Annotated in this window: 16 protein-coding genes and 1 pseudogene; 9 read left to right on the forward strand and 8 right to left on the reverse strand. The window is 73.4% G+C overall.

The genetic code is table 11. The features are described 5' to 3' along the window. Positions 1–82 precede the first annotated feature (82 nt). Positions 83–1,063: a zinc-binding dehydrogenase gene (locus FJK98_RS03500; RefSeq protein WP_145917735.1), complete on the forward strand. Its 981-nt coding sequence runs from the start codon at positions 83–85 to the stop codon at positions 1,061–1,063. 404 nt (positions 1,064–1,467) lie between these two features. Here the strand turns inward: FJK98_RS03500 and FJK98_RS03505 are convergent, their stop codons facing one another. Further along, positions 1,468–2,064: an ATP-dependent Clp protease proteolytic subunit gene (locus tag FJK98_RS03505; RefSeq protein ID WP_145917736.1), complete on the reverse strand. Its 597-nt coding sequence runs from the start codon at positions 2,062–2,064 to the stop codon at positions 1,468–1,470. Positions 2,065–2,460: 396 nt separating this feature from the next. After that, positions 2,461–2,987, reverse strand: a pseudogene (locus FJK98_RS34755) (helix-turn-helix domain-containing protein); the annotation flags it as partial. 185 nt (positions 2,988–3,172) lie between these two features. Between FJK98_RS34755 and FJK98_RS03515 the strand changes: the two are divergent. Beyond that, the gene (locus FJK98_RS03515; protein WP_145917737.1) at positions 3,173–4,189 is read left to right on the forward strand and encodes a TrkA family potassium uptake protein; all 1,017 of its coding nucleotides are present in this window, start codon (positions 3,173–3,175) and stop codon (positions 4,187–4,189) included. 105 nt (positions 4,190–4,294) lie between these two features. On the opposite strand, the gene FJK98_RS03520 is transcribed toward FJK98_RS03515, so the two are convergent. The 3 genes from FJK98_RS03520 to FJK98_RS03530 form a co-directional block, all read right to left on the reverse strand. Then, positions 4,295–5,329 (reverse strand): 2-oxoacid:ferredoxin oxidoreductase subunit beta, encoded by a 1,035-nt coding sequence (locus FJK98_RS03520; RefSeq protein ID WP_145917738.1) that lies wholly within the window; start codon positions 5,327–5,329, stop codon positions 4,295–4,297. After that, the gene (locus FJK98_RS03525) at positions 5,322–7,169 is read right to left on the reverse strand and encodes a 2-oxoacid:acceptor oxidoreductase subunit alpha (RefSeq protein ID WP_145917739.1); all 1,848 of its coding nucleotides are present in this window, start codon (positions 7,167–7,169) and stop codon (positions 5,322–5,324) included. The genes FJK98_RS03520 and FJK98_RS03525 overlap by 8 nt, the downstream gene beginning before the upstream one ends. Before the next feature lie 307 nt (positions 7,170–7,476). Continuing rightward, positions 7,477–8,874: a hypothetical protein gene (locus tag FJK98_RS03530; RefSeq protein WP_145917740.1), complete on the reverse strand. Its 1,398-nt coding sequence runs from the start codon at positions 8,872–8,874 to the stop codon at positions 7,477–7,479. 142 nt (positions 8,875–9,016) lie between these two features. Here FJK98_RS03530 and ndhC point away from each other — a divergent pair, with 142 nt between their 5' ends. Next, positions 9,017–9,394 (forward strand): NADH-quinone oxidoreductase subunit A, encoded by a 378-nt coding sequence (ndhC, locus tag FJK98_RS03535; RefSeq protein WP_145917741.1) that lies wholly within the window; start codon positions 9,017–9,019, stop codon positions 9,392–9,394. Positions 9,395–9,434: 40 nt separating this feature from the next. Here ndhC and folP read toward each other — a convergent pair whose 3' ends face one another. Beyond that, positions 9,435–10,304 (reverse strand): dihydropteroate synthase, encoded by an 870-nt coding sequence (gene folP / locus FJK98_RS03540; RefSeq protein WP_145917742.1) that lies wholly within the window; start codon positions 10,302–10,304, stop codon positions 9,435–9,437. A gap of 189 nt (positions 10,305–10,493) precedes the next feature. On the opposite strand from folP, the gene FJK98_RS03545 reads away from it, so the two are divergent. The 5 genes from FJK98_RS03545 (at position 10,494) to FJK98_RS03565 (ending at position 13,704) form a co-directional block, all read left to right on the forward strand. After that, positions 10,494–11,114, forward strand: a complete 621-nt coding sequence (locus FJK98_RS03545) for a DivIVA domain-containing protein (protein WP_145917743.1) — start codon at positions 10,494–10,496, stop codon at positions 11,112–11,114. Then, entirely contained in the window at positions 11,111–11,629 is a 519-nt protein-coding gene (locus FJK98_RS03550; RefSeq protein ID WP_145917744.1) for an SRPBCC family protein, read from the forward strand. The genes FJK98_RS03545 and FJK98_RS03550 overlap by 4 nt, the downstream gene beginning before the upstream one ends. A gap of 79 nt (positions 11,630–11,708) precedes the next feature. Then, the gene (locus tag FJK98_RS03555; protein WP_145917745.1) at positions 11,709–12,305 is read left to right on the forward strand and encodes a DNA-3-methyladenine glycosylase I; all 597 of its coding nucleotides are present in this window, start codon (positions 11,709–11,711) and stop codon (positions 12,303–12,305) included. Continuing rightward, positions 12,302–12,886, forward strand: coding sequence for a hypothetical protein (locus FJK98_RS03560; RefSeq protein ID WP_145917746.1), 585 nt, complete (start codon positions 12,302–12,304; stop codon positions 12,884–12,886). The genes FJK98_RS03555 and FJK98_RS03560 overlap by 4 nt, the downstream gene beginning before the upstream one ends. Positions 12,887–12,951: 65 nt before the next feature. After that, complete coding sequence (locus tag FJK98_RS03565) at positions 12,952–13,704, forward strand: SDR family NAD(P)-dependent oxidoreductase (protein ID WP_145917747.1); 753 nt, start codon at positions 12,952–12,954, stop codon at positions 13,702–13,704. Positions 13,705–13,747: 43 nt separating this feature from the next. Here the strand turns inward: FJK98_RS03565 and FJK98_RS03570 are convergent, their stop codons facing one another. Continuing rightward, on the reverse strand, positions 13,748–14,539 hold the full coding sequence (locus FJK98_RS03570; RefSeq protein ID WP_145917748.1) for an enoyl-CoA hydratase/isomerase family protein: 792 nt from the start codon (positions 14,537–14,539) through the stop codon (positions 13,748–13,750). A 4-nt stretch (positions 14,540–14,543) separates the two neighbouring features. Next, on the reverse strand, positions 14,544–15,362 hold the full coding sequence (locus tag FJK98_RS03575; protein WP_088647021.1) for a PaaX family transcriptional regulator C-terminal domain-containing protein: 819 nt from the start codon (positions 15,360–15,362) through the stop codon (positions 14,544–14,546). Positions 15,363–15,553: 191 nt separating this feature from the next. Between FJK98_RS03575 and FJK98_RS03580 the strand changes: the two genes are divergently transcribed. Then, positions 15,554–15,721, forward strand: a complete 168-nt coding sequence (locus tag FJK98_RS03580; RefSeq protein WP_007455245.1) for a DUF3117 domain-containing protein — start codon at positions 15,554–15,556, stop codon at positions 15,719–15,721. Positions 15,722–15,772: the final 51 nt, after the last annotated feature.

The following is a 15,772-nucleotide window of genomic DNA, read 5'->3' on the forward strand; positions in this document are numbered from 1 at the left end:
CGTCCGCCGGCCGGGCGGCCCCTGACCGGCGGTCCCGCCCGGCCCTTGACCTCATGTCCGGTGCAGGTTGTCGGATGGGGCCATGCGTGCGATTCGCCTCCACCGGTTCGGTCCCGCCACCAATCTCGTCCTCGACGACCTGCCCGACCTGGCACCCGGCCCCGGGCAGGTGCGCATCGCGGTGGCGGCCAGCGGGGTCCATCTGCTCGACACCGCGCTGCGCCGGGGCGAGGCGGGTGGCCCGCTGCCGCTGCCGGCGCTGCCGACGGTGCCGGGCCGCGAGGTCGCCGGCACGGTCGACCTCGTCGGGGCCGGGGTGGACGGGGCGTGGCGGGGCCGGCGGGTCGTCGCCCACCTGGGCATGGTCCCCGGCGGGTACGCCGAGCAGGCGGTGACCACGGTCGAGTCGCTTAACGTCATACCGGAGCAGATGGCGTTCGCCGACGCGGTGGCGCTGGTCGGAACGGGCCGGACCGCCCTCGGCGTCTTCGAGTCGGAGCCGCCGACGGCGGACGACGTGGTGCTGGTGCTGTCGGCGGCCGGTGGGATGGGCTGGCTGCTGGTGCAGGCGGCCCGGACGGTCGGCGCGACGGTGGTCGCCACGGCCCGGGGCGCCCACCGCACGGCCCGGCTCGCCGAGCTGGGTGCGGACGTGGTGGTGGTCGACTACGACCGGCCGGACTGGACGGACCTGGTCCGGGCGCGGGCCGGCGGGCCGACCCTGGTGTACGACGGGGTCGGTGGGGCGGTGGGCCGGGCCGCCCTGGAGTCGACGGCGGCAGGCGGCCGGTTCGTGATGTTCGGCTGGTCGGCGGGGGAGCCGACCCGGGTCGGCACGGCGGATCTGGTGGAGCGCAGCCTGACCGTCGGGTGGCTCGGGCAGCGGGTACGTGACCGGCCGGGCGGGATCGCGGGGTTGGCGGCCCAGTCGGTGGAGCTGGGTGGTCGTGGCTGGTGGCGTCCGCTGGTGTCGACGTACCCGCTGGCGCAGGCGGCTGCCGCGCACGCCGACCTGGAGGGGCGGCGGGCGTTGGGCAAGGTGGTGCTGACCGTCGGCGGGTGATCCCGCCGGTCGTCCGGGCCCGTCGCCGCCCCGCTTCGCGGCAGCGGTGGCCGATGAGCCACGTCGATGTAACGATATTTGTGGGAAATGCGCTCCGCCGTATTCGCCCGCGCGGGAACTCCCGTGCCGCTTACGCTCTCCCGCATCGACGAGCGTCCGTCGCGGTACGGCCGGCTGGTGTCGGACCCGAACGAGGGGGCGGGTCCGACGACTGTGGACGCCGTCGGCTCCACGGCTAGCCGCCCCGGCGGGCTACCGGCAGCGCGCGGGGTTCCCGGCGGACCTCCGCCGGGGACCCCGACCCGACGCGCGGACGACGGCCGGCGGCACCCGCCGCCGGCCGTCGGCACATGGGCCCCGGCCCGGCATCGCCCCGGCCCGGCGACGTCCCGGGCCGGTCACGGTCAGCCGGGAAGCTGGTCGACCCGGGCGAGCACCTTGTCGATCAGGCCGTACTCCCGGGCCTGCTCGGCGGTGAACCACCGGTCCCGGTCCCAGTCGGCCTGGATCTCGTCGAGGGTGCGCCCGCTGTGCCGGGCGATCAGCTCCTGCATGGTCCGCTTCACGTGCAGCATGTTCTCCGCCTGGATGGTGATGTCGGCGGCGGTGCCGCCCATCCCCCCGGACGGCTGGTGCATCATGATCCGCGCGTGCGGCAGGGCGAACCGCTTGCCGGCCGCCCCCGCGCAGAGCAGGAACTGCCCCATCGAGCCGGCCAGCCCCAACGCCAGGGTGGCCACGTCGTTGCGGACGTACCGCATGGTGTCGTAGACGGCCATGCCGGCGCTGACCGAACCACCCGGCGAGTTGATGTAGAGGTAGATGTCCCGCTCGCTGTCCTCGGCGGCGAGCAGCAGGATCTGCGCGCAGATCTGGTTGGCCGAGGCGTCGGTGACCTCGGTGCCCAGGAAGATGATGCGTTCCCGCAGCAGCCGCTCGAAGACCTGGTCGCCGAAGGCCGGCTGCCCGCCGTCCAGCATGCGCACGTCGTACCCGATCATGGTGACCACCCTCCGCGTCGCCGGCGGGCGACCTCGCTCCGCCCCGGGAACCGGCGGGTCCAGCCTGCGCCGCCGGGCGGTCACCGCCCCAGCCTTTCTGCCCCCGGCAGATCCGCCGTCGGCAGAACCCGGCCGGCCTACCCGACCGGCAGCCGCCGTCGGCCCGTCCGGGTCCACCGCCGCGCCGGCACCCCGGTGGTACGCGCGGCGGGGCGGGCGGTCGACGCCACGGCGACCCCCCGGGCGGGCGTGGCGACCGTCGTCACCGCGAACCCGATCCCGGTACCCCCGACGGTCGACAGCACGCCGCCGCCACGGGCCGACAGCACGACGCCGGGGGTCGACCCGGTGCCGCCGCCGAGGGTCGGGGGCATGCCGCCGCCCGGGGCCGGCCCCCCGCCGACGGCGGCCACGATGCCGCCGCCGAGCCGGAGCACCACCCCGGCCGGTCGGCCGACCCGGAACGTGGCCCGGCCACCCCGGGTGCGGGGCGGCCCGAGCCGGGTCGCGGGCCGGCCGACGACCGGGCGGCCGAACCCCGTGACGGGGCGGCCGAACCCGGCGACCGGGCGGCCGAAGCCGATGGTGGGCCGGCCGACCGCCAGGTGGGCGGCGGTGCCGTCGCCGCGGGCGGCCGGCACCCGGTCCAGCCGGGCCAGGCCGCCGCCCGGTGGCACGGGCACCCGACGCTCGACCCGGCGCAGCTCGTCGCGGGCCTCTTCGAGCAGGTCGGACAGGTTGATCCCGAGCGCACGGCAGATCGCCGCCAACACCTCGGAGGAGGCTTCCTTCCGCCCGCGCTCGACCTCGGAGAGGTAGGGCAGGGACACCCCGGCCGCGGCGGCCACCTCGCGCAGGGTGCGGCCCTGACGCAGTCGTACCCGGCGCAGCACGCCACCGATCACCCGACGCAGCAGCGACATGCGGGCCTCCTCGTGGCCGGTGTCCGGGGACCCTCCCATCATGCCGGTTTCCCGGGCCCGGCACCGCCCGCCGCGACCGTGAGGGGGCGTTCACCGCAGGTAGGGTCGGCGACCCGGCCGGTCGGTCCGCCTGCCAACCGCTATGTTGTGCTCGTGCAGGCGACCCAGGGGGAGCAGGACCGACCGTGATCCATTTCCCGGCGCAGCGGCGGGGTCCGCTCAGCGCCTTGAGTCTCCGCCTGGCCGCCGCCCTGGGCCTGGTCCTGCTCACCGTCGCGGTGGTCTATCTGGACCGTGGCGGCTACCGCGACGTGGACGAGAACGGGCTGACCCTGCTCGACTGCTTCTACTACGCGGTGGTCACCCTCTCCACCACCGGGTACGGCGACATCACCCCGTACGACCAGTCCGCCCGGTTGGTGAACGTCCTGTTCATCACCCCGGCCCGGGTGATCTTCCTGATCATCCTGGTCGGCACCACCCTGGAAGTCCTGACCGAGCAGTACCGGACCGGCCGTCGGCTGGGGCGGTGGAGGAGAACCGTGAAGGACCACGTCATCATCTGCGGCTACGGCACCAAGGGCCGCAGCGCGGTCTCCGCCCTGCTGGAGAACGGGCTGGACAAGTCCCGGATCGTGGTGGTGGAGCGCAGCGGGACGGCGTTGCGGCAGGCCACCTCGGCCGGACTGGTCGCCATCGAGGGCTCCGCCACCCGCTCGTCGGTGCTGGAGGAGGCGCACGTCCGCAACGCCAAGGCGGTCATCATCGCCACCGACAGCGACGACGCCTCCGTGCTGGTGGCGCTGACCACCCGGCAGCTCACCGCCGGTCAGGTACGCATCATCGCCGCCGTACGGGAGGCCGAGAACGCCCCGCTGCTGCGGCAGAGCGGCGCGCACCACGTGATCGTGTCCTCGGCGACCGCGGGTCGGCTGCTCGGCCTCTCGACCTCCGCGCCGCCCCTGATCGACGTGGTGGAGGATCTGCTCACCCCCGGGCAGGGCATGGCGCTGGCGATGCGTTCCGCCGAGCGGCACGAGGTCGGCAAGTCCCCCCGCGAGTTGGAGTCCCTGGTCATCGCCCTGGTACGGCGGGGCAAGGTGGTCACCCTGGCGGACCGGGCCGGCGCGGTGATCGAGACCGGCGACATGCTGGTGCACGTCCGCGACGACCGCCCCACCGCCACCACCACCCCCTCCTGACCGACCCGTACCGCTTCTTCCGGGCATCCGCACCGCCACCCGGCGGTCCGCCGACGTGGCCGTGCCCCGACCCCGGGACACGGCCACGTCGCACCGGTCGGCCGACTAGCTGATCGTCCAGGTGTCGCCGGTGTGGAGGAGGGTGGTGAGTTGTTGTTCGGGGGTGTCGGTGGTGGTGTTTTTGGCGGTGGTGATTTGGTGTTGGACGAGGGTGTCGTAGGTGGGGCGTTGGGTTTGGCGGAGGATGCCGATGGGGGTGTTGCGGAGGTCGGGTTGGGTGAGGCGGGTGAGGGCGAAGGCGTAGGCGGGGTCGGTGATGGTGGTGTCGTGGGTGATGATGTTTTCGGGTGGGGTGGTGGCGGTGTCGCGGATTTCGAGGCCGTATCCGTGGGGTGGGTGGACGACGCAGTGTTGTCCGTCGCGGCCGAAGGTGATGGGTTGGCCGTGTTCGAGGCGGATGAGGTGGTCGTCGCGGGTGTCGGGTTGTTTGAGTGGGTCGAAGGCGCCGTCGTTGAAGATGTTGCAGTTTTGGTAGATCTCGACGAAGGCGGCGCCGTGGTGTTCGGCGGCGGCGCGGAGGACGGTTTGGAGGTGTTTGCGGTCGGAGTCGATGGTGCGGGCGACGAAGGTGGCTTCGGCTCCGAGGGCGAGGGAGAGGGGGTTGAAGGGGGCGTCGGCGGAGCCGGCGGGGGTGGATTTGGTGATTTTGCCGGTTTCGCTGGTGGGGGAGTACTGGCCTTTGGTGAGGCCGTAGATGCGGTTGTTGAACAGCAGGATGGTGATGTTGACGTTGCGGCGTAGGGCGTGGATGAGGTGGTTGCCGCCGATGGACAGGGCGTCGCCGTCGCCGGTGACGACCCAGACGGACAGGTCGGGGCGGGTGACGGACAGTCCGGTGGCGATGGCGGGGGCGCGGCCGTGGATGGAGTGCATCCCGTAGGTGTTCATGTAGTAGGGGAAGCGGGATGAGCAGCCGATGCCGGAGATGAAGACGGTGTTGGCGCGGGGGATGTTCAGTTCGGGCATGAATTGTTGGACGGCGGCGAGGATGGCGTAGTCGCCGCAGCCGGGGCACCAGCGGACTTCCTGGTCGGATTTGAAGTCTTTGGTGGTGAGTTTCACGGCGACGGGTTCAGGCATTTTTGCAGACCTCTTCCAGCATCGTCTCCAGTTCGGCGGCGGTGAAGGGTAGGCCGCGGACCTGGTTGTAGGTGATCGCGTCGATCAGGTAGCGGGCGCGGATGATCTGGGCGAGTTGGCCGAGGTTCATCTCGGGGATGACGACGCGGTCGTAGGTGGCCAGGACGTCGCCGAGGTTGGCGGGGAGGGGGTTGAGGTGACGCAGGTGGGCCTGGGCGATGGGTTGGCCGCGGTGGCGCAGGGTGCGGCAGGCGGCGCCGATCGGGCCGTAGGTGGAGCCCCAGCCGAGGACGAGGGTCCGGGCGGTGCCGTCGGGGTCGTCGACGTCGAGGTCGGGCACGTCGATGGCGTCGATGCGGGCGGCGCGGGTGCGGACCATGTAGTCGTGGTTGGTGGGGTCGTAGGAGATGTCGCCGGTCTTGTCGGCTTTCTCCAGGCCGCCGATGCGGTGTTCCAGGCCGGGGGTGCCCGGTACGGCCCAGGGGCGGGCCAGGGTGTCCGGGTCGCGTAGGTAGGGCAGGAACGTGACGCCGTCGTCGTGGTTGGGGGCGGTGGCGAAGGCCACCCGCAGGTCGGGCAGGTCGTGCACGTCGGGTAGGAGCCAGGGTTCGGAGCCGTTGGCGACGTAGTTGTCCGACAGCAGGATCACCGGGGTGCGGTAGGTGACCGCGATCCGGGCGGCTTCCAGCGCGGCGTGGAAACAGTCCGACGGTGACTTCGCGGCGATCACCGCGACGGGGGCTTCGCCGTGCCGGCCGTTCAGGGCCATGTTCAGGTCCGCCTGCTCGGTTTTCGTGGGCAGGCCCGTGGACGGGCCGGCGCGTTGCACGTCCACGATCACCAGCGGCAACTCCAGGGCGACAGCCAGGGAGATCGTCTCGGACTTCAACGCGACCCCGGGGCCGCTGGTCGTGGTCACGCCGAGAGCGCCGCCGTAGGAGGCGCCCAGAGCGGCGCCGACCGCCGCGATCTCGTCCTCGGCCTGCATCGTGACCACACCGAGTTTCTTGTGTTTCGACAACTCGTGCAGGATGTCCGACGCCGGGGTGATCGGATACGCGCCGAGGAACACCGGCAGACCCGACCGCACCCCCGCCGCGACCAGACCCAACGACAGAGCGGCGTTACCGGTGATGTTGCGGTAGGTGCCCGGCACCATCTTCGCGGGTTTCACCTCATACCGCACCGAGAACGAGTCGGTGGTCTCGCCGTAGTTCCAGCCCGCCTTGAACGCCGCGATGTTCGCCGCGACCAGATCCGGCCGCTTGGCGAACTTCCGCTCCAGAAACCGCAACGTCGAGGTGTACGGGCGGGAGTACATCCACGACAACAACCCCAACGCGAACATGTTCTTCGCCCGCTCGGCGTCCTTCTTCGACACCGACAACTCCGCCAACGCCCCCACCGTCATCGACGTCAACGCCACCGGATGCACCACGAACCCATCCAGAGTGTCGTCCTCCAACGGACTCACCGCGTACCCGACCTTCACCAGATTCCGCTTCGTGAACTCATCGGTGTTCACGATGATGTCCGCACCCCGACGCAGATCAGCCAGATTCGCCTTCAACGCCGCCGGATTCATCGCCACCAACACATTCGGCGCGTCACCCGGCGTCAGAATGTCGTAATCCGCGAAATGCACCTGGAAACTCGACACCCCCGGCAACGTCCCCGCAGGCGCCCGAATCTCCGCCGGGAAATTCGGCAACGTCGAAATATCATTACCCAACTGCGCCGTCTCCGAGGTGAACCTGTCCCCCGTCAACTGCATCCCATCACCCGAGTCACCCGCAAACCGGATCACCACCCGGTCCAACTGACGGATCTGCTTGGTCACGCCTGCACCTCGCTTCGCTCGGCCCCGCCGCGCGTGCGGCTGCACATGATGGTGACCCCGCCTTGCCCGGCCACGCGACCTCCCTGATGCGCCGCTGCGCCCGGTCCGCCCGTGGCGGGCCGGACCGCTGTCATCTCTCGCCTCCGAGCCTACGTCCCGGGCTTAGGGCATCCTTGGTGGAGGTCCGACACCTGGGAACCGGATCGGTGAAATCTGTACTGCTATGCGGCGATTTGTGGTGCCCGCCGTAATCGATATCACCGCGACCGTCCGGGCGGCACCGCGACCCGCCCCGACCGCCGGACGGTCAGTCCGGCCGTCCCGTCGGCGGCCGGTCCTCCGCCACCTCGGCCGAGCGCCGACGCAGCGCACCGGTCGCCAGCACGAGGGCCAGCACCACCAGCAGGACGGAGAGCGTGATCAACGCGAGCGCGGTCCGCTGGGCGGAGGACATCCCGCTCAACGCGACCGTCCCGCCCTGCGCCGCGATCAACCCCTGCGAACCGGTCGGCGCGGGGGTGCCCACCGGCGGGGTGGACAGCGCGGCGGCGGCGGTGATCCGGAAACTCATCTGGACCTGCCGGGCCGCCCCGCTCTCCGGGTCCAACCGGCCGGTCAGCGCCCCGGCCAGCGGGGCCTCGCGCTGGGCGTCCGGGGTGGCGGCGACGGTGAACCGGAGCGTCTGCGTCCGCCCCGCCGGCACCACCCCGAGGTCGCAACGGGTACGCGTCGGGGCCAGTGGCGCACAGCCGGCCGGCGGGTCCAGCACGCTGACCCCGGCCGGCAGCGTCACCTCGACCCGCCCGGCGGCCGGCACCCGGCCGGTGTTGCCCAGGTGGGCCGTCAGCACGGTGGGCCCGCCGCTGATGTCGAAGGCCACCTCGTCGGCGTCGAGCAGTATCCCGGGCACCGGCGGGCCGGCCGGGAAGAGCACCGCGAACCCCTCGTCGTCCTGCGCGGTGCCGCCGTCCGGGCCGGTCGCGGTGACCCGGACCGTGCCGCTGAGGGGCATCCGCCGCCAGGCGGTGCCGCTGACCCGTACCCGGATCATGCTGCTGAACTGGTCGCCCGGCGCGGTGGCCCACTCGCCGCAGTGCCATCCGCCGTCGCCGCTCGCCCCGCAGCCCGGCGTCCCGGCGTCGGTGAGCCCGGCCGGCAGCGTGTAGGCCAGCCGGAGCCGCGCCGGCACGGACCCGGTGTTGGTGACGGTGACCCGCAGGTCGGTGACCGTGCTGCCGGCTGCCCAGTAGTCGTCGTCGAGGGTCACGTCCCCGGTGCCCACCCGGACCCCGGTCCGGCCGCCGCCCGCCTGGCCGGGGCGCGTGGGCCGGCCGGGCAGCGGCGGCCGGGCGGTCGGCGTGGTGGTGGCCGTCGGCGCGGGCGCGGTGGTCTGCGGTGGCGGGCCGGTCGGCTCCGGCGCGGCGGTGGTCGGCTCCGGGTCCGGCGGCAGGGTCGGTGGCGCGCCGGTCGGGCCCGCCCCGGTCGCCGTCGGCCCGACCGGGGGCGTGGTCGAGTCGGTCGGGTCGCCGCCGGGGGTCCCGGCGTCGGTCGGGTCGGTCACCGCCCTGGTCACGGTGGGTGAGGCCGCCAGGCCCGGCGTCACCCCGAGCGCGACCGCCAGCCCGGCCGCCAGGGTCGCCACGGCCAGAGCGGGGGTACGCCGGGCGAGGGACCGCCGAACGGCACGCGCGTCCACGCCGGGCATCTGACCTCCGTGACCCTGGGTGAGAGTTCATTATTCGGTAACAGTTGCGGCGGGGCACTAGTACCAGCGGAAAATATTCGGTGACGGCCGGGTCGCCCTCGCGTCGTCCGGTGCGGCCCGCCGCCCGGTAGGCTCAGCCACCGTGACCGGTTACCTGGGCTCGTACGCGACGCTCGGGCTGCTGCTGCTCGCTGCCGTCCTCTTCTTCGTCACGGCGTTCTCGGCCAACCGGGTGTTACGTCCCGGCCGGCCGGCCGACCCGGTCGGCAAGCGGACCGGCTACGAGTGCGGCCTCGACCCGGTCGGCGGCGACTGGGCGCAGATGCAGATCCGCTACTACGTGTACGCGTACCTCTACGTGCTGTTCGCCGTCGAGGCGGTCTTCCTCTTCCCCTGGGCGATGGTCTTCGACCGGCCCGGGTTCGGCGCGGTCACGGTCGCCGAGATGGGCGTCTTCGTGGCCGTGGTCGCGCTCGGCATCCTCTACGCCTGGCGCAAGCGCATCCTGCACTGGACCTGACCACCGCGCCGGCCGGGGCGGGCCATCCGGCGCCGGCCGGTCAGGCCAGGCCGCGGCGGGTGAGCGTCGGCGGCCGGTCGCCCCGGATCGAGGCCACCATGTCCAGCACCCGCCGGGTGGGCAGCACCTGGTGGGCGCGGAACACCTGCGCGCCGAGCCAGGCCGACACCGCCGTCGCGGCCAGGGTGCCCTCCAACCGCTCCGGCACCGGCAGGTCCAGCGTCTCCCCGATGAAGTCCTTGTTCGACAACGCCACCAGCAGCGGCCAGCCGGTGCCGGCCAGCTCGGCCAACCGGCGGGTGATCTCCAACGAGTGCCGGGTGTTCTTGCCGAAGTCGTGCGCCGGGTCGATCAGGATGCCGTCGGGGCGTACCCCCAGGGACACCGCGCGCTCGGCGAGCCCGGTCACCGTCGCGACCACGTCGGCGACCACGTCGGTGAAGGCGGCCCGGTGCGGCCGGGTCCGGGGCGTCAACCCGCCGGCGTGCGAGCAGACCAGCCCGACGCCGGTCTCGGCGGCCACCCGGGCGAGCGCCGGATCGGCCCCGGACCAGGTGTCGTTGAGCAGGTCCGCACCGGCCGCCACCGCCTCGACGGCCACCTCGGCCCGCCAGGTGTCGATCGAGATGACCACCTCGGGGAACGCGGCCCGGACGGCGGCGATGGTGTCCACCGTCCGGCGGATCTCCTCGGCCACGTCGACCTCGTCGCCCGGCCCGGCCTTCACCCCGCCGATGTCGATGATCTCCGCGCCCTCGGTGACCGCCCGCTCCACCGCGCGCAGGGCGCTGTCCTGGGCGAAGGTGGCGCCCCGGTCGAAGAACGAGTCCGGCGTCCGGTTGACGATCGCCATCACCACCGGCTCACCCGGGGCGAAGGTCCGCCCCCCGAGTCGCAGCGCCCCGGCCAATTCCGCCTCCCGCAGGTCACCGGCCGGACGACCCGGCCGACGCCGACGCTATCCGGTCGCCCGACCCGCCCCCGGGGCGGTACGACCCCGGCGACCCGGCCCGTCGCCGGGCCGTCCCGGCCAGAAGATCGGTGACGATGATGGTGGTTGGGGTCGCTCCGGAGGGTGTCCCCGTGCCACGATCTCTGTATGGGTCAGACTCTGCTCATTCTGGTCGTCGCGTTGACCGTGGCGGCGGTCGTGTTCGGCGTGACGGTGCTGATCTCCGGTCGGGACGGCCTCGCGCCCACCGAGCCCGACGGCAGAGCCGTCCCGCTGCCGGGTGGCCGCCCGCTGCGGGAGTCCGACGTCGGCGCGCTGCGCTTCGACACCGCCCTGCGCGGCTACCGGATGGACCAGGTCGACCAGGCGATGCGCCGGGCCGGCTACGACATCGGGTACAAGACCGAGCTGATCGGGGTGCTGGAGGCCGAGATCACCGCGCTGCGGGAGGGCCGTACCGCCGACGCCGACGCGCTGCGCCGTACCCGGGAGGAGGCCGCCGGCGGCGCGCCCGACGCCTCCCCGACGCCCGCCGACGTGCCCGCCGACCCGGACGGGCCGGCCACCGGGGCCGCGACGACGCAGCCACCGGCCGGGGCCGTCCGCCCGTCCACCGGGACGACCGACACGCCCGCTACCGACGACCCGCCGACCGGGGCGACCGCCGCCGACGACCCGCCGGCCGACGACCGCCCCGGCACGGACCGGGCCGGGGAACCCGACGCGGACCGTCCCGGCGGCGCGGTGGTCCGCTCGGAGCCGGTGTGACCGGACCCGATCCGGCCGGCGGCGGGTTGGCCGACGAGGCGGCCCAGCCCGGTGCCGGCGAGTTCACCGCCACGGTGATCGTCGACGCCCCCGCCGAACGGGTCTTCGCCGCGCTGACCGACTGGGAGGGGCAGTCCGACTGGATTCCGCTGACCCGGGTCCGGGTGGTCGAGGGCGACGGCGGCGAGGGCAGCCTCGTCGAGGCGGTCACCGCGCTCGGGCCGGCGGCGCTGCGCGACGAGATGCGGGTGGTCCGGGTCGACGCCCCGTACGAGGTGGGCGTGGTGCACTGCGGCAAGCTCCTGCGCGGCCCGGGGGTGCTGCGCTGCACCCCGCTGGCCGACGACCGCACCCAGGTGGTCTGGCACGAGTGGTTCCACCTGCCCGGCGGCACGGCCGGCCGGGTCGCCTGGCCGCTGCTCTGGCCGGGCTCCAAGGCCAGCCTGACGCTGGCCCTGAAACGCTTCGCCCGCCTGGTCGAGTCCGGCCGGCTGCCCCGCCCACCCACGCCCTGACGCCCCGCAGCGCGGCCGGCCGGGTCGCGTCACCCGGCCCCGATGCCGGGTGTCAGGCCCCTGGCCTAGCGTGTGACGGGTGACTGACCTGGTGACCGGCCCCGACGGCCTGCCCCGCTGCGCCTGGGGGGCGAGCACCCCGGACTACGCGACCTACCACGACACCGAGTGGGGCCGCCCGCTGCGCGGCGACGACACCCTCTACGAACGGCTCACCCTGGAGGCGTTCCAGTCCGGGCTGTCCTGGCTGACCATCCTGCGCAAACGGCAGGCGTTCCGGCTCGCCTTCGCCGATTTCCGGATCGAGCGGGTCGCCGCCTTCGGCGACGCGGACGTGACCCGGCTGCTCGCCGACGCGGGCATCGTCCGCAACCGCGCCAAGATCGAGGCGGCGATCGCCAACGCCCGCGCCGCGCTGACCCTGCCCGCCGGGCTCTCCGCCCTGCTCTGGTCGTACGCGCCGCCGCCCCGGCCGGCCCGGCCCGGGTCGTTCGCCGAGGTGCCGGCGTCGACCCCGGAGTCCGTCGCCCTGGCCAAGGCGCTCAAGAAGCAGGGCTTCCGCTTCGTCGGCCCCACCACGGCGTACGCGCTGATGCAGGCCACCGGCATGGTCGACGACCATCTCGCGGGCTGCCACGCCGGTGCCGTCTCCTCCCGTGATGGGATGGGGTCATGACCGTGACCGACCACCGCAGCACCGGCCCGACGGACGTCGACGGCGGGCCGGGCGGCGACGCCTGGGCGGTGCTGCTCCCGGCCGGGCGGCACGACGCCGAACGCCTCGTCCACCACGACACCCTGGAGCTGGCCGTCCCGGCCGGCGGGCCCGCCCCCCGCCCCGGTGACCGGGTGGCGGTGCTGGCCGACGGGCCGCCCCGGCTGGTGGCGCTGGGCCGGGTGGCCCGCAACGACGAGCGGGCGTTGCTGGTGACCTACACCCGGCGGTCGTTCGACGCGCCGGTGCCGGCCGGGCAGGTGGCCGTCGCCGGCCCGGTCACCCCGCTCGACCCGGGCACCTACCGCGAGCTGGTCGACCGGCTCGGCCCGCCGCCGTCGCGCCGGACCTGGCTGGTCAGCCTCGACCTGCCGATCGAGGCCGAGTCGCGGGCCGAGGCGGTCCGGCTGTTCTGGTCGTACGTGCAGGAGCTGGGCCCGGCCGAGCTGCCCGCGTTCGTCTCGCCCAGCGGCGACGAGCTGGCCATGCAGGCGTTCGTGCTGGGCGTCGAGGCCAACCAGGACCCGGAGGAGGACGACTAGCCGCCCGCCGACCGGGTATGGGCGCACCGGTGCCGGCGCCCGGTCGGCCGGTCGAGGGAGGGCCGATGCGGTTCCAGGACAAGGTCGCATTCGTCACCGGTGGTGCCTCCGGGCTCGGCGAGGCCACCGCCCGGCGGTTCGCCGCCGAGGGTGCCCGGGTGGTGGTCGCCGACATCAACACCGAGGGTGCCGAGCGGCTCGCCACCGACCTGCCCGACGCCCTCGCGGTCACCGTCGACACCGGTGACGCCGACGCGGTGGAGCAGGGCGTCGCCGACGCGGTGCGGCGCTACGGCCGGATCGACCTGATCTTCAACAACGCCGGTATCGACGGCCGGCAGCAACCCCTGCACGAGATGGACGTCGAGAACTGGCAGAAGGTCCGCCGGATCAACGGCGACGGGGTGTTCCACGTGCTCAAGTACGGCATCGAGGCGATGCTGCGCGGCGGCGGGGGCGCGATCGTCAACACCTCGTCCACCACCGGCCTGGCGGCGCAGGAGAACATCTCCCCGTACACATTCACCAAGGCCGGCATCGTGGGGCTGACCCGGTCGGCGGCGGTGGAGTACGCGGCCCGCAACATCCGGGTCAACGCGGTCGCCCCCACGGTGGTGATGACCCCGCTGGTACGGCACTTCATCGACAGCGCGCCCGACCCGGCGGAGATGCGGGCCCGGATGGAGTCGTTCAACCCGAAACCCGGCATCCCCAGCCCGGACGACGTGGCCGGTGTGGTGCTGTTCCTCTGCTCCGACGACGCGGCCTGGATCACCGGCCATACGGTGCCCATCGACGGCGGGTACGTGGCCCGCTGACGCCGGCATGTCGTCGCGCGCCCGCCCGGCCGGCCCACCCGGCTCAGTTGCCCTGGAAGACCGGCTTCTGCTTGTTGACGAACGCGGTGGTGGCGGCCCGGTGGTCGGCGGTGCCGCCGCAGATCGACTGGGCCTGCGCTTCGGCGGCGAGGGCGTCGGCGAGGGTGCCCGCGTCGGCGATGGAGAGCTGCCGCTTGATCGCCCCGTACGCGACGGTCGGGCCGGCGGCGAGCCGGGCGGCCAGCTCGTGCGCGGTGGGCAGCACCTGCTCGTCGTCGTCGACCAGCCGGGTGAGCAGGCCCAGCCGGGACGCCTCGTCGGCGGCGACCGGCTCGGCGAGCATCAGCAGCTCGACGGCCTTGGCGTGGCCGACCAACCGGGGCAGCGTCCAGGACGCCCCGGTGTCGGCGGCGAGGCCCACCCCGGCGAACGCCATCAGGAACTTCGTCTTCGGCCCGCCGATCCGGAAGTCGGCCAGGAACGCCAGCGAGGCGCCCGCCCCGGCGGCCATGCCCCGGACGGCGGCGACCACCGGCTTGGGCAGGTTGGCCAGCCGGGCGGCGATCGGGTTGTAGTGCGCCCGGACGGTGTCCAGCGGGTCCCGGCCCGGCGACTCCAGGATCTGTACGTGCTCGCGCAGGTCCTGGCCGGCGCTGAACGAGCCACCCGAGCCGGCCAGCACCACGGCCCGGCAGGACCGGTCGGTCTCCAGCGCGGCCAGCGCGTCCCGCAGCGCCTCCTTGAGCGCCACGTCGAGCGCGTTCATCGCGGTGGGGCGGTTCATGGTCAGGGTGACCACGCCATCGGTGCGGTCGACGAGCAGCGGCTCGGTCACGTCTCTAACGGCCCTTCTGTCGGGGGACCCGGTTGCCGGCGTCGAGGCACTGCTCGACGTACCGGTCGGCGGCCGGCCGGAGCCGGGCGGCGTGCCGGTCGAAGAAGCTGGCGGCGGCGGTGCCGGGCCAGCGTTCGGGGAGCAGTGCCGGAGGGAGTTGAGGGTCCTGGAACAGGAAGGTACGCCACGCGTGCACCAGCCGGAACCGGGCCGCGTACGCCTCCTCGTCGCCACTGCGTACGGTCACCCCGGCGAGTTGGGCGCGCTGCTCGGCGACGAACCGCTCGTACGCGTGCCCGATCTCGCCGAGGTCCCAGGCGCGGCGGACCACGCCCATCGCCCCGGGGGTGCCGGCGGCGTGCGCGGCGGTGAACCGCTCGTAGCGCACCCCGGCCTCCTCCAGCAGCAGGTCGACGTCCTCGCTGGCCCGGGTCGCCACCCAGGTGTGCTCGTCGAGGGTGCCGTAGCCGAGGAAGCTGAGGTTGGCGGCGAGCCGCTGCCGGTCCCGCCGGGCGGTCGGGGTGGACAGGACGAGCAGGTCGAAACGCCCGTCCCAGGTGATCCGGCCGGTGCGGTAGATCCGGGCGGCGGCCTCGTCGAGCCGGCGGACCGCCTTCGGTGTGATCGAATACCCGGGCCCGGAGGCGAGCCGCAGCGGCTCCAGCCAGCCCTGGCGCACCATCCGGGACACGGCGGTCCGGACGGCCGGCGGGGCGACGCCGAGCGGGGCCAGCAACTTCACCAGGGCGGCGACCGGTGCGCGCCCACCTCGCGTGCGGAGATGGTCGCCGTACAGGTCGAAGAGTGCCGACCGTGCCTGCATGACCGCACATTGTGACAGGCCTTCTCAAGATAAGCTAGATGCTGTTACATCAATGCTGCTCCGGTTTGGGTCCGGCGGTGTTCATCAGGGAAAATCGTGGTCGACGCCCCCGCGTACCTTGCGGGTGGTCATCACGAAGTGGCTGTGGGGCAGTACACCGACCCTGATGTATAGGTCTGAGGGGAGACAACATGGCGGCGATGAAGCCGCGGACGGGCGACGGTCCGCTGGAAGTCACCAAGGAGGGTCGGGGCATCGTCATGCGGGTCCCGCTGGAGGGCGGTGGCCGGCTCGTCGTCGAGATGACTCCCGACGAGGCCAACGCGCTCGGTGACGCGCTGAAGGCGGCTGCCGGCTGATCGGCCGACACTCCGCGCGGTGCCGCGCGGAAGGTCCCTGGTCCCTGAGTC

This window comes from Micromonospora sp. HM134, from assembly GCF_007833915.1.
Classification (GTDB): domain Bacteria; phylum Actinomycetota; class Actinomycetes; order Mycobacteriales; family Micromonosporaceae; genus Micromonospora; species Micromonospora wenchangensis.